The organism is Paraglaciecola arctica (genome assembly GCF_018861065.1).
Taxonomy (GTDB): Bacteria; Pseudomonadota; Gammaproteobacteria; order Enterobacterales; family Alteromonadaceae; genus Paraglaciecola; species Paraglaciecola arctica_B.
This window is the reverse complement of the sequence record NZ_JAHKQO010000006.1, coordinates 155,560-169,846: the sequence shown is the minus strand read 5'-3', so window position 1 is coordinate 169,846 and position 14,287 is coordinate 155,560. Positions and strand designations below refer to the sequence as shown.

Here is a 14,287-nt window from a genome sequence, read left to right as displayed (position 1 = left end):
TCCATACCATTATTCCGGCAGCCTTTACTACCTTCCCGTACACTCGTCATTCCGGCAGTCTTTTGGCCGGAATCCACTTTTATTGTTTTTACATCAATAAATTATCAATCGAGTATTAAACGTTTTCTTAACTGAGCGGCAATAGAGCGCATTGCGCTCTATTTTTGTGTGTGAAGTAAACCAAGTATTGCAATTATTGCTTAAGACGTAGGTCCAGTAATAAGGTTCTCTACGTAATTGGCTTTTTTCTCAGCAGCGGCCACTTTTTTGCGTAAATCATCAATCTGATTGGTTAAGTTATTATTAGCTAGTGCTGTCGATATCAGCTTTTCACGTAAACTCGCGAGTTGCTGTTCGATATCGGCATCCACATCGCGCACCTGGCTAAACTGTTTATTTAACTGACTTAGCAAATTAGCCTGATTTTCTAATTGCTCTTTAACCAAACCAATGCTTGTGTTGTTTTCGGCAGTATTACTGCTGAGCGTTTTTGCGCTTTTTTCGCTAGTGGCTTTTAGCGCCTTTAGGGTTTTATCTAAATCGCCAATTTCAGACTGGTTGCGTCGCCAAGCTGACGCCCAAAGTTTGTCCATTTCTGACCACAAATGTTGTGTCTTTTCGCTCAGCTCTGAGACTTTAACTTGTAACGCCGCAGCCGATTGATCCATATCTTCGCCGGTAGCAGACAAACGGTTTTCAAGCTCTGTAATACGGCTTTCTAGTTTTGTATTGTTACTTTGTGCCAGTTGCAACACTTTGTATTGTTTAAACGACCAGAAACTTGCCGCACCCACAATCACTGCCAACAAAAACAAAAAAGCAAACCAAGACGGTGAGTTTGATGGTGTGCTCGGTTCTTCCGGCTGCTTGCCTTTTTTAGCGCTTTTGTTAGTTGCTTGTGCTCGCGTGCGATGAAAAGATTCTAAGTCGTCTTTTTCTAGCCTAATTTTAGGCATGTCATCTAAGGGGTCGTTCGCCATTATCTGTATTACTAGTGATTAGATATGCTACTGATTATACATAGCTATTTGCATAATGGGATAGGGGATTGTGGTTCCAATTAAAAATCAGATTATAAGCTGGTTTTAATAACTTAGTTATATCGCTAAACACACAACACTAAGGGCTGGTAAATTGCTACCAGCCCCGATAAACAAAATTTAACCTTAATTTTATAGGTTAATTAACGCCAACTCAGTATCAGCATTTAACACTACCCACCAACGGTTACCAAAGGCACTGTCGTAGCCAACTAATGGCAGGTCACTACAACTTGCATCTCGCGTTGGTGCTTGGATTAAATAGCTTTCGTTCCAGGGCGCATCAACTATACATTCAGCTGGCGCAATCGCTTCCCAATCAGAGCCTTTTTGGGCAAGGGTGACTAATGCCGCGTCTGTGGTTTCTGGTGCGGTAAAACGTACCGCGTAAGAATCAGCCACAGCAGAGCTAATATCCCAAGATTTACTGGCACTAGTAGGTAATGCCACGGGTTGTTTTTCAGTACCATCGGTTTGCGACAAGGCTAAACCTGTATCCGCTTCGATATCTTTTACTACCCCATAATCATCTTGATAAGTACCGGTTTGGTTTTGAGTTCCACTGATAATTAAAATGTCGGATGCAGTGTTATCTGCCGGTGTCCAACTAAGGGTGACATGCTCTTTTAGGTCGATAGTGGTTTCGGGAATGATCATTTCGTCATTGTCGTAATCAGGTATGACTCGGGCCGCACTGTTTAAGTTAGGTGACCAGCTCTCGTGGTATTGATACAACCATTGAAAAGCTAAACGCACTAAGTCGTTTAAGGTTTCGGCGCGGCTAAAACCTGGGGTAATGCCCATGTCGCGGGTGCGTGTGTCGGTGCGGTTAAAGGTGTTGTTTTCACCGCCCACTAAACTGGCATAAGTGCCATCATCGGCAAAACAATCGTTAGAGATATATTCGGGCGACAACACTAAAACCGGTCGCGTGTCGGCTAATATCGAACTGGGATACACCACGGTTTCGCAGCGATTAGTGGTGCGCGAGAACTTATCCATCATTTGCCAATTGGCATCAAATGCTTGGTCATCGGCGTTTGACTTAGCGGTATGCTCGGCAAAGTAAGACTGATAATCAACGCGGTCTTGGTTAAACGTTAGTAGCGACGAGTTAACATCGTAATGGGTAGAGCCGCTGCTCATGGTGGCATTTTTTTGTGACACTATCATTTGTACTAAATCGCGCTCACCAAAGCGAAATTCATAACCTTTATACGAAGCATTACCCGCCATAATTTGCGTGTAAGTATTCATTTTGTAATTGCCACCAGTTGGCGTAGAGCTAGATGGTAATGTAGTCAGAGCTGTTTGTGAGCTAATCAAAGAACGTTGATATTGATGCTCGTGGCCTTGTACATAAATTACATCGCGAGACGCAAAAAAGTCACGTATTTTAGGCTGTACATCGTAAACCCAAGCATCATCTTTTGTGCCGTCAACAATTTGCTCGCGAGTTTGCCCATACTTGGCACCAATTAAGCCATCGTGACTGGCTACCACTATGTGCTCAACCTTGTCTTCGTTGTTAAGCACCACCTCTTTGATCCAATCAAAAGCAATCGGCAAATTATAATAGGCTAAACCAATTACCAGCACGTTTTCCCGTATCACATAATAATTCACCCACTCATAACCCGGCATGTGTATGGCATCTTCCGGAATGAAGTTTTTCATATTCTCAATCCAGTTATAGGTATAGGCATAACTGGTTTCGTGGTTACCCATTACCGGTAAAAACTCAATACCTTGTTCGCTGTAACTGTCGGCAACCGAGCGCCATTCGGCAAACTCCAGCTCCGACCCACCATCGGTTAAATCGCCTAAAGCGATAACCATATTTACCCCTGCCGCAGCTTGGTGCTCTAACACTTCAGCCATAGGGTGCATTGCCACGTGAGCTTGACCTTCTGAGTCACTGCCACCTTGGGTATCGGGTAATAAGCCAATTTTAAACTCACTGTAAACCACGGGGTCTGGTGGAGTAGTGTCATCAGGTTCTGGTTCTGGCTCAATCACTTCTTCTACCACGTTAGTAACATAAGTTTTATCCCCATCACAGCCAGCTAACGCCCCTAATAACGCTAGTGAAATAATGGTTTTTGTAAAAATTGACCGCGACATTTTTAGTTTCCTATTTTTTAGTGAGTTTGAACAAACCTAAATTGACTTGTAGAAACCAGCTTAAAAATCAAACACTGCATTTTGATGGCAAAAATATGAAGGTTAAGTGACTGGGATGAGTGAAATTTCATTAAGTCTTTGAAAATACTAAATTTGTTTGTGATGCCGGTAGGAATTGTTTATGAAAAATAAATGCCTTGTTGATGAAGCTATTATTCGGTATTGGTTTTTAATTTCTAATTTAGTAGATATTTCCCTAACGTTGGTGATACCTGTTAGGTTCTGAATTATTCCCGTTTTGCGTAATTTAAAGGATTAACTTGTCTAGCGATTATTACAATAATCAAGTTCGTGAAATAGCGTCGTAGTATTTGTCCCGCTCATTTTATGATGTTTATAAGGTCTGGTGTCATTATTTAGATGCTGTTCTACAACAGCCAAATGTAAATATTCTTGATGTTGGCGCTGATGTTGGCAGAGATGCGAGTTAACTTGCTACTAAGCTTGCTGCTGGTAATGAAGGTGAAAATAGCGCTAAAGTGTATGTGGTTGAACCAGCGATTGAAATGCTCAAAGTTGGTGAACTTACTGCACAAGGGCAAAATGTTAAATGTTTGCAAGACTCCCTCCCTGCATTAGATAAAACCAGTCGTTTAGAAATTAGTTTTGACTTAATTTTGTTAAGTACTGTTAGGATGCATATCCCAAAATCGTAGCGAGCTAGGGCATTAAGAAAATTAGCAAATTTAGCTAAGTCTGGAGGTAAAATTATTACGCTTCTGAAAATGGAATGTGTGTGGTCTGCCAAACCTCTAATACTTAAATACGATGTTGATCACAATATACCGTTTTCAAGAAGGCCGAATAGCAATCTTTGGAATTTAGTACCAAGTAATATAAAAGTGAACAATGAAAAGCGTGACAAGTTACCTTCGAATAAGAAGTTTAACGACGCTAGGCAGCGTTTAAAGCAATGGTGGCAAAAGGCTTTATAATGAGCGTGCCAATCAACAACAGCGATTTTTCGCTGAGGCGAATATAGCCTTGCCGGGATTGTCGCCTAACAACACCTCAATAGACGATTTGTTTGAGTCGATTTTATTGCAGCGTGACCGATTAAAAGAAGTGCAGCAATTGCTAGAGTGGTTTTAGAGGTTTCTGATTAAATTGTTCTCTAGCTGTCGTGTTAATAAATTACTCCTAACATTTAAAATATAACCAAAACCTAGTGAGATAAATATCTTCAGTTAAACACTCTTAAGTTATTACTGTTAAATAATTAGAGGCGGGTCATCATGCGGTTATGTATTTTTCTATCTTTGTTTTTTTCAACGATTTTACTAGCTAAAGATTTTAACAATGGTTGTGGCTCGGGCTGGAATGAACCTTTGGTGCCTGAACGAGTAGGGCTAATGTGCGTTAACTTTAGTTCTGCTTGTGCTGCTCATGACAACTGTTATAGCAACTGTTTGGAAGGGGGCAAAAATTACAATAAGCCTATATGTAAATTAACCGCAACCGAGCAAAAAGAACAAAGGCGAGCAGTGTGTGACAGCGACTTTTTAGACACTATGAATGCTGGCTGTGACCGCTGTAACTTTGCTAGTAAGCCACTATGTAAAGGTGTGGCCTTACTTTATAAATTTGCAGTTAAGATGGGTGGTAAAGGTTCTTTTAACGGTAAAACAGTACCCGAAGATTATTATGCGTTCTTAAATTCTGAGCGTGCCAAAGACTTTGACTTTTCTGCGTTCGAAAAGGAAATTACTGATATTTTACAGCAACCCAATATAGTGGAATCTAACCGACTAGAGTTTTTAGTGAGAGATGGTGCGCCAGTAGCTAAGTTTGTTGGGCTTAATGTTTTAACATTGAAGAAAGTTAAGGTAACCGAGCAAATAACCCTATTGAATAAAGTTAAGTATGGCAACGTCGACTTAAGTGACGCAGCGAAAGGGCAAGTACAAATTGGTATAAAAGATCTCAATATTGAAAAATTAGATGCCTCTAAATTGCAGAATATCCAAACTGTGCTGAAAGCCAATCGAAGTATTAATTTATAAGACTTTTTAATCAAAAATGCTACGTCCTCAAAGCAATGTGTGGGTTTTACGCTAAATGCCGCAGTACCCATGCTGTAAAGCAGCTACCTCATTCAACTTTACTTTTTATGTTTGTTTGTAATATTTGAGTGAGAGATTTAAGCCTCTTCAAGCACTTAGTAAATTGTTGTAGGTGTTAAATAACTAACCAATGTGAGTAATTAATTATGAAACATAAAATAGCCTTAGTGCATGGCATGGGTCAGCATAAAGAAAATTGGTCAAATGCAATACAAACTCAAATAAAGCAACAGTATGCAGAACTACAGTCTGTATTTACCAAAGACTTTGATGAGCTTTTTGAATTTGTTGAAATAAGGTATGACAATGTTTTTGACGAGCAACGAGCTCGTTGGAAAAGTCAGGCAGATGATGTACTTGAAAACCTTAAAATAGGTGGAATTTCGTCTGGTGGTTTGGAGCAGATAGTCAAAGCTACGCAAAGTTTGGGGGAAGACAACTTTTTTACCACCCATATTTTAGATGTTGTGCTCTATAAGTGGTATCCGTTGATAGCTGAAGAAGTACGGCTAAATGTGGCTAAATCGTTTTTAGATATAGCCAAAACTACAACTGACTGGAGTATTATCGTTCACTCTTTGGGAACTGCTGTAGTGCATGACACGCTTCAGGCTATGTTTACCCAGAGTGTTGAAGAGGAGCTCCTTCCAAGAGTTTACCGACCATCAAATATTTGGATGATTGCCAATGTATCTAGGGTGGTTTCTGAAAATCAGGTATACCGGTCTTTAGTAAAGCCAACGCTGAATATTGCTTACGGATTGTGTGAAGAATACTTTAATGCTCAGCATGAATTTGATCCCATTCCAATGGTAAAACCATTTCAAAGTGATAAGGCAGATGCAGTTATATGGAAAGAAGAAGCTGGGGGGTTATATTTACACCTACCAATAAAAGGCAAAAACACCACGCAAATCAATGTGCATGCCTTTGACCATTACCTAGCTATTCCGTCACTTTTTGTACCTATGATGCGCAGCTTTGCTGGCAGAAATAGTATTGATAAAACAAATCTAGCTAATTTTATTGCCCAATACGAATCCACAACAGTTGAAGGACAAGCCCAGTCACTAAAACTAAAATTAGAACAGATTAACCCGAAAGACATGTCATCTATTGAGGAGTTCTTAAAAGCTCTGCGTGAATACTATGAATTTTTAACCACTATAGCTGCAGACTAACCGAGGAAGGAGAGCATTATGAAGATAATATTAAGTATTGTATTGATTGTCGCTAGCCATACCGCGGTTTCTGCACAGTTATGCCCAACCGAGGACACAGTTTTACCCGATGTATATATCCAAAATGCAGACAATCTAGAAGTTCGTGCAGGGATTACCATTTCAGCTGAAATAGTGGCGAACATGGTGGCAAATAACTGTTTTGGCAGCCAAACAGATATTGACTCTTTTACAAAAAAACTTCTGGAAAAATTGCAAAATGCAACGAATTCAAATGACAAAGGCAATGTTCTAGAGTTGAAAAAAAATGTAGATGACATGTTGGTTGATCTAATTGCTTATGCTGAACAGCAAGCAAAAATGACAGCAAGTGTCGAAACAGCTCAAGTATGGGCTGAGTTTATTCATCGATTGAATACACTGCTGCTAACACGGGATGTATCGCAAGCTGATTTCACTATAGGTATTGGTCAAAGAGATGACTTAACCACTAAGCTAATTTCGTCTTATAGTGGCTTATCTGTTGTTACTCGGCACTGCCCTGAGTCTAATCTTAACCCTTGGCAGGGTGATGCTTGTGTTCAGGCTGTTAAAGAAACTATAGGACTTTTTAGAGGGTTAGTTTTGGCTAGCAAAGTCATTCATGCCGCTAATTTAGATACGCTTAATTTACACCTTGTTACTATTGAAAATAGGCTTAAAGGATATAAAGACTATTACCAGAAGGCAGAGCCTCTTTGGCCTTGGGAGTCTTTGTTTAACACAAATGTGGTAACTGCAAAAGATAAAATACAACAAGGTAATTTGGTGGGTTTTAGAGAGCCTGTTGAATATCAATGGCTAGTGCTGCACCCTTCGACAGCATTGCAATATGTATCTGATCAAGAAACGGACTTTAAGCCAGCGCTTATTGTCGATGTACTTGGCTACAATAAGTTAAAGTGGGAAAACAACGGTAGTGACGTAACCTCTTATGGCGCGTCAGCCATTGTAGCTTTAAGCGAGTTTGATGGTAAAACCAATATCGGTTGGGGAATGCGCTTTTTCTATAACCGGACATACTCATTTGGTATTACTAAAAATAGCGATCAAGTCGGTCTATTTATTAGCGTTGGCGCACTGGAAAAATTCAATAATTGGAATGTAGATGAAGATAAGTTTCTTAAATTTCATGATGAAATATCAACACAGTTTTGAGGGGGGGGTAGGTCGCCCTTTAGGGCGTCATTTGTTACGTTGGATTACTTTCCTTCTCACATTTATTTTCAATAAACCTTGTTCCAGTAAAAAATGTAGTGATAATCGCCCTAGGTTTTTTGTGTTGAATTTATGTGAGTCTAAAGCGTGCAGTTATTAGAAGTTGAGTGTTTGGGTAAGCCCTTGAAGTTAGAAGGGTCTATGGCAGGTTGGCAGCAACTGTTTTGGGGCGATCAGTGTGTGTCGCAAATTGACGCAACTGTTAGTGCTAACCAAAGTGGTGACAGTGGTAGTTTTGCTCATCAATTTTTATTACAAAGTGAGCAGGGCGACATTCGGGTGGAGCTAAGTGGTGTGTTGCATTGGCAGCCTTTTGAGTTGCAATTTAAGCTACTGGTGAATGATGAGCTGGTTGATGAAAACAAGCTGGTTGAAAAAGACATAGAGCAAAGGCAAGTAGACCCCAGCCAAAAGCAACCCATAAAGTTTAGTTTTATCGGAATGGCAGGGCTGGGTTTAAAGCTATTTAAAAGTGCTAAAGTGATTAAAGTGTTGTTTGCTGCTGGCAGTTTAGCGGCTTATAGTTGGTTGTTTTCTATCGAGTTTGCCATAGCCCTTATTCTTTGTTTGGTGTTTCATGAATATGGACATATTAAGGCGATGAAGTACTTTGGCTTAAAAACCAAAGGCATCTACCTAATCCCCTTTGTGGGTGGTTTGGCTCTTAGCGACGAAAAAATTAATACCCGTTGGCAAGATATTGTTATATCTATTATGGGGCCGTTCTTTGGCTTGATATTGTCGGTTGCCTGTTTAGTGGGGTATTGGATCACCGATTTAGAAATACTCGCTGGCTTAGCGGTATTTAATGCCTTGTTAAACTTATTTAATATGTTGCCGGTATTGCCGTTAGACGGTGGCCATGTGCTAAAAAGTATCGCGTTTTCTATTAACTCTCGTGTGGGTATTATCGCCTGTGGGTTAGGCGCGGCGTTGGGGGTGTATATTAGCTATCAATTTGGTTTGGCCTTATTAGGGTTTTTACTGGCTATTGGTAGTGTTGAAATTTTCTTTGAATATAAACGCCGGCACTTGAGTGATTTATTGCCGCTTAATCGTTATGCGCAAATTGTGTCTATTATTTGGTATGTGCTCACAATTGGTGGCCTAAGCGCAATTATTTGGCTGGTTGGGCAAACCGACAACGAAGCCTTGTCGTTACCGCTAAAAATATTGAATAGTTAGTAAAACTAGAAACTAGTTACAAGAAAATAGAAAATATACCCGTCATGATAAATATGACGGGTATATAAAAATGAAGTGATAACTCCCTCTCTGCGTCACCGTTTTACATTTAAAAGGCTTATTTACCTAACATTGCTACTAAGTTTTCGAAGCCTTTTTGCTTGGCTATTTCAATGGGCGTGAGCTGGGGCGGGTAGTAGTTTTCGGTTTTAAAGTTTGCTTCGTAACGCCATTTTAATTTTGATGGTTGGCTAATGGTTGTGCTGTTGGCTCCAACTGCTAACAAACTTGAAACTAATTCTGGCTGGTTGGCATTCACTGCCCCATGGAGTAATTGATGGCCGTTACGGTCAAAAGCTGTCAGGGATTGTTTGATTGCAGCGGGTGACATAAGTGTTTTTAACTCTCTCGCAAACCAATTCAAATATTCGTAATTGCCGGTGTACACTGCAAGTTGTGCTGCACTGGTACCGTCTTTTGCTGTAGCAAGTAGGTCAGCGCCGTGGGTAATAGCGGCTTTAATTGTGGCTAAGTTTTGACTCTTTATAGCAAAGAATAAGGGGCTGTAACCTTCTAGAGTTTGCTGATTAATGTTAGCACCTTGTTTGACTAGGTAATGCAGATTGTCGGTATTGCCAGCGTTAGCAGCCCACATTAACGGAGTTTGGCCGTAATCGTTTGTGGTGTTGATTGTGGCGCTGATATTTGTACCAGCACTCGCTCCAAGCGTCGCCATTTTGGCTAAGTCGATACTTGTAGCAGAGCCTGCGCAAAGTTGAAAGGCGCTGGTGCCGTCATCAATTTTGCTATTTGGATCCGCTCCTTTGTCTAACAATGCGTTGATGATGGCAGAGTTGCCGTATCTACAAGCCTGGATCATTGGGCTAAATCGATTGCCATTGGCCAAGGTTACTTTAGCGCCTTTGCTAAGCAGCAGCTCAACTAGTTGTGGCTCTTGGGTTTCTGCCGCCCAAGCTAGTAAACTAGATTGGTCGGGTAGCGGGCGATTGACATCTATTTTTAAGGTTAACGAGTTTAGTAAAGATAAATCTAAATTTAAAATAGCCTGTTTGGCATCAAGTAATAGCTGATCATGTTGTTCAGCGCTAAGCGTGACTTGCGCCGAATTGACAGAAGAATCTTGACTACAAGCGACTAGGTTTAGCACCACACAAGCGGTAATACATGCCTTTAGCAATTTGTTAAGTGTCATCAGTACTACCTTAGGCTATTAAGCCAGCTAAGGGCTCGGAGCTATCGCCAAAGCTTTTTGCGGGTACGCCCATTTGCTGCAAAACAGAAAGTAGCAAGTTACACATGGGAGTATGTTTTTTAGCGGCGATATGCCTATTACCTTCTAGTCCGCCGCCGGCGAGGATGATGGGTAAGTCCATGTGGTCGTGATCGTTAGACTCTCCAATACAGGCGCCGCGGACTACAAAGGTATTTTCGAGCAAATTAGAATCGCCGTCAGGAATACTCGCCATTTTTTCTAGGTAGTCGGCAAATAGCTGCATGTGGTAAGTATTCACTTTAACTAGCTTGTCTATTTTGTCGGGAATATTGGCGTGATGGCTAAGGGCGTGGTGACCGTCGGGGATCCCTAAATTGTTGTAAGCGTGGTTACTTAGCTCTCGTCCGAGCATAAAGGTGCTGACTCGGGTCATGTCGGTTTGTAGGGCTAACATTTGCAGATCTAACATGATTTTAACGTGTTCTTGGTAATCAGCAGGAATATTGGCGGGAACCGTAAACCCCTCTAAATTCATTTCTATGGTGGTAGCTTGAGCTTTGGTTATTCGGCGCTCGACATCGCGGATAGACTCAAGATATTGCTCCATTTTATGTCGATCATTCATGCCTAACTTTTGGTTTAAGCGTTTTGCTTCGTGATTGATAAAGTCGAGAATGCTAGATTTGTGTGCCAGTCGCATTTGACGGGTAGTTTCGTCTATTTTATTGCCATCTCCAAATAAGTGTTCAAACACATCACTTGGGGTCACCATGGCCGGTAAGGGCTGGGTTGGGCTTTTCCAAGAGATGGTATTGGTGTAAGTACAGCTATAGCTAATATCACAACTACCTAGCAAGCTGGGTGGCTCTATGCCTAACTCTAATGAGCCAAGTTGTGTGTCTTTAGCAAAGTATTTGGCTGCTACTTGATCGGCAGATATGCCACAGTAAATGTCGGCGCCTTCGGTGGCTTTGGCATGGGCACCGGTTAAAAATGCCGGGCAACTACGTCCATGCCCTGCGGGTGGATCGCCAAAAGCACTGGCTTGATAATGAGCCAACCCTGAGATTATCGAGTATTTGTCGCGCATTTTTTCAAGAGGTTTTAAGATGGGTGTTGTTTCAAAGTTTTTACCCACTATGCTAGGGGTGTACTTTTGCATTCGAATGCCGTTGGGCGAGTAAAATACCGTCATTCGTTTGGGGCGTTGTTCAAGGGTTTTAGCCATTGCATTAGGTAACAATGATTCCATCGCGGGCAGTGCCACAGCTGCCCCTAAGCCTTTTAAAAACATGCGCCGTGAAGGGCCGCCCATATTGTTGCTGGCACGAGTATTAGTATGTTTTAACGATTTGCTGGTTTTCATTGTTAGCCTCGGGAGCTTTTTTGTAGTTAAACGGAGTGCTGCTAACAACAGCTTCGATAATTGCGTGAATACGGTAATCTTGGGCGCTGGCCTGTTTGGTTATTTTTCGAATAGTGGGTTGATCGTAGGGCTCTAAACCTCGGCCTAGGGCATAGGTCAGCAAGCGGTCTGTAAAGGCCATAGCAAAGCGTTCTCTTCTATCCCATAAAACGCCTTGTAATCCATTTAATCCTTCAAATTGGCTGCCGTCGGGCATTTGTGCTGAGGCATCAATTTCTTGCTCGGCGTAGGTGGTTCGAAATGCACCAACGGCATCGTATTTTTCTAAGGCTAAGCCCAGAGGATCCATGCGCACGTGGCATGCAGCACAAACCGGATCGGCCCTGTGCCTAGCGAGTTGTTCTCTAGCCGACAAGGCTAAACCGTCGTGCTCTGCGATTAAGGCGGGTACGTCTGGTGGTGGCGGAGGCGGGCTCGCTGCTAGCAGGTTGTCGAGTATCCATTTGCCTCGTTTAACTGGCGAGGTATGGTTTGGGTTAGATGTAAGGGTTAAAATACTGGCGTGACCTAACAAGCCGCCTCGGTTGGGGTTTTGAGCTAAGGACACTTTTCGAAAGGCATTACCTTTTACGCCCTCAATGCCATAGTGATTAGCCAGCTGTTCATTAATATAGCTGTAGTCAGCATTCAGAAACTCAAAAATGGGGATATTGTCTTTTAATATTCGAGTAAAAAACAATTCGGTTTCGCGCTGAATGGATTGCCTAAGAGGAATATTGAATTGTGGAAATTCAAATACGTCTGGAAAATGGTGGGGCAGGTTACGTAAATACAGCCACTGCCCGGCAAAATTATCGGTCAGTGCTTGTGCTTTATCTGAGCGAAGCATGCGTTTAATTTGCTGGCTTAACACCTCAGGCTCGCGCAAAGTACCTTTGGCCGCAAGGGCGGTGAGTTCTTTGTCGGGTAAGCTGCTCCATAAAAATAACGCAAGTCGCGTTGCAAACTGGTAATCGTTAATTTGGTAGATGCTACCCTCTGGGGTATTTGCAGGAGTAGGCTCTTGAATATACAAAAAGTTTGGGGCAACCAATAAGGCTTGTATGCTTGTGGCAATACTGCCTTTAAAGGCTAAATCGGCTCTGGCTTGTGTAAATACTTGGAGCAAGGGCTGAATGTCTGCGTCTGTGGTGGGGCGTCTGTATGCTTGGGTTGCAAGGTTAGAGATGATTTTAGATGCACAATCTAGCTCTGCTTGAGGAATTTTTGTAGTTGGCGCTAAAGACTCTTTATTGTTTGCTATACATACAAAAACCTTACGGAAACTGGCTGTTTGGTTGTTATAAGGCTCGGCGCTGCGACTAGAGCTTGCTTCTAACTGAGAGCCATTGTTGGTTGTGTTGTCTGTTGCCAGTGGGCCTATTACTTCTATCTCTAGTACGTCTCGTAAAAAAGCGGCTTGGGAAAACCGTGAAGACATATGGTACGAGGGCACTTTTTTAGTGTGTACACGGGCGCCATCAATAATAAAATCAAGATCTAAGGCGCTTGGCTCGCGGTCAGGCAATACTACATAACTTGTCCCTTTGCGTACTGTAGGCACGTGTTCGGATAGGGCTAATCGTTTACGAAAGCTCATACCAATATTGTGACTTCCGGCCGCTATTTTTAATTGATAGCTGTGACGATGAATGTCTAAGCGATCTACTTCGTTGTTGGTGTTTGCGTTAATAAAGCCTGCAATTTCATAGACTCCGTTGACTGGTGCGTAAAACTCAAAACTACCGCCACCTCGAGAATCTAAAGGTAACTGGTCACTCATTCGCAGATCAAAAGAAGGCACTCCGCTATTTTTAACTGGCCCATCTTTGGGCACCACATAACTTGATTTACTGGCAGCAACACCAGCCAGTCCTGTGGCAAGCTTGCTGAGTTTGCCCGAAATTGATAAGTATCGCTCTAACAGTGTGGTAGATACGCCCAATACATCGGCGTTGTTGTCGAAGCCGTAACCTGAGTCATCACCGGGCAAAGACTGGCTAATATCAACATCAAGCTCAAGTAAATCTCGTACAGAGTTCGCGTACTCACTGCGATTTAAGCGTCGAATAGTGGCGCGACCAGGGTTGGGGTTATGCTGGCTGTAGCTATCTAAAGAGGTTTCTAGCCAATACAAAAATGACGCTTTTTGCTCTGGGGTTAGTTGTTTTTTATCGGCTGGTGGCATGTCGCCCATTGATACGGACTTTAACATGGCCTCCCAAATCTTTTGATTTTTGCCAAGTGAGACATCACTCACGTCAACATCTTCAACAGACCAATTACCATCAAAAATATAGTCGTTATGGCACTTTTCACAGCGACCATCAATGACCTCGGCTGCGTTGTTTAGTAAAAACTCTTGGGTTTGTGTTTGCGCAAAAGAAGTAAGGCTATGAGCAAGTACGCATAACCACAGCAAGATACATAAGCAAGTACGAGATAGGCCAGCCCGTGCGTATAATCCAGCAATTGCACCTTGGTTGAGCCGATTGACGGGTATAAAAATGGACATTTGCACTCTCTTTGAGCAATTGAGGGTATTATTAATACGATTAGCGAGTATGTATTAGGTAGGAGCAACTAGCATGCCAAAAGTGGTCCAACTGGTCAGGCGTTAAATTTATGTAAGTTACTAGAATACTTAGAGTTTATTAATATAATTTGATATTCGGTTAGTTAACAATTGATAAATAGTTGGTTAACGATAACGAGCGAAAACTGAAGGTGAAACTTGA

General features: G+C 41.9%; 10 protein-coding genes. 5 read left to right on the top strand and 5 right to left on the bottom strand.

Translation table 11 applies throughout. The features are described 5' to 3' along the window. Window positions 1-200: 200 nt before the first annotated feature. Both KO534_RS02160 and KO534_RS02155 read right to left on the bottom strand, forming a co-directional pair. Complete coding sequence (locus KO534_RS02160) at window positions 201-980, bottom strand: hypothetical protein (RefSeq protein WP_215926711.1); 780 nt, start codon at window positions 978-980, stop codon at window positions 201-203. 192 nt (window positions 981-1,172) lie between these two features. Further along, complete coding sequence (locus KO534_RS02155) at window positions 1,173-3,164, bottom strand: metallophosphoesterase family protein (protein WP_215926709.1); 1,992 nt, start codon at window positions 3,162-3,164, stop codon at window positions 1,173-1,175. A gap of 785 nt (window positions 3,165-3,949) precedes the next feature. Here KO534_RS02155 and KO534_RS23840 point away from each other — a divergent pair. The 5 genes from KO534_RS23840 (at window position 3,950) to KO534_RS02130 (ending at window position 8,910) form a co-directional block, all read left to right on the top strand. Continuing rightward, window positions 3,950-4,159: an HNH endonuclease domain-containing protein gene (locus KO534_RS23840; RefSeq protein WP_436836563.1), complete on the top strand. Its 210-nt coding sequence runs from the start codon at window positions 3,950-3,952 to the stop codon at window positions 4,157-4,159. Window positions 4,160-4,459: 300 nt separating this feature from the next. Then, window positions 4,460-5,227, top strand: a complete 768-nt coding sequence (locus KO534_RS02145; RefSeq protein WP_215926707.1) for a phospholipase — start codon at window positions 4,460-4,462, stop codon at window positions 5,225-5,227. A gap of 206 nt (window positions 5,228-5,433) precedes the next feature. Further along, on the top strand, window positions 5,434-6,468 hold the full coding sequence (locus KO534_RS02140; protein WP_215926705.1) for a hypothetical protein: 1,035 nt from the start codon (window positions 5,434-5,436) through the stop codon (window positions 6,466-6,468). Window positions 6,469-6,486: 18 nt separating this feature from the next. Next, window positions 6,487-7,665: a hypothetical protein gene (locus KO534_RS02135; RefSeq protein WP_215926703.1), complete on the top strand. Its 1,179-nt coding sequence runs from the start codon at window positions 6,487-6,489 to the stop codon at window positions 7,663-7,665. A 147-nt stretch (window positions 7,666-7,812) separates the two neighbouring features. After that, window positions 7,813-8,910 carry a metalloprotease gene (locus tag KO534_RS02130; protein WP_215926701.1) on the top strand — a complete coding sequence of 366 codons (1,098 nt, stop codon included), beginning with the start codon at window positions 7,813-7,815 and terminating at the stop codon, window positions 8,908-8,910. Window positions 8,911-9,028: 118 nt separating this feature from the next. Here KO534_RS02130 and KO534_RS02125 read toward each other — a convergent pair whose 3' ends face one another. From KO534_RS02125 to KO534_RS02115, 3 genes are read right to left on the bottom strand one after another with little or no spacing between them, the layout of a single operon-like run. Beyond that, window positions 9,029-10,123: an ankyrin repeat domain-containing protein gene (locus tag KO534_RS02125; protein WP_215926699.1), complete on the bottom strand. Its 1,095-nt coding sequence runs from the start codon at window positions 10,121-10,123 to the stop codon at window positions 9,029-9,031. Window positions 10,124-10,133: 10 nt separating this feature from the next. Further along, window positions 10,134-11,510: a DUF1552 domain-containing protein gene (locus tag KO534_RS02120; RefSeq protein WP_215926697.1), complete on the bottom strand. Its 1,377-nt coding sequence runs from the start codon at window positions 11,508-11,510 to the stop codon at window positions 10,134-10,136. Beyond that, window positions 11,479-14,064: a DUF1592 domain-containing protein gene (locus tag KO534_RS02115; protein ID WP_215926695.1), complete on the bottom strand. Its 2,586-nt coding sequence runs from the start codon at window positions 14,062-14,064 to the stop codon at window positions 11,479-11,481. The genes KO534_RS02120 and KO534_RS02115 overlap by 32 nt, the downstream gene beginning before the upstream one ends. Between the last annotated feature and the right edge of the window lie 223 nt (window positions 14,065-14,287).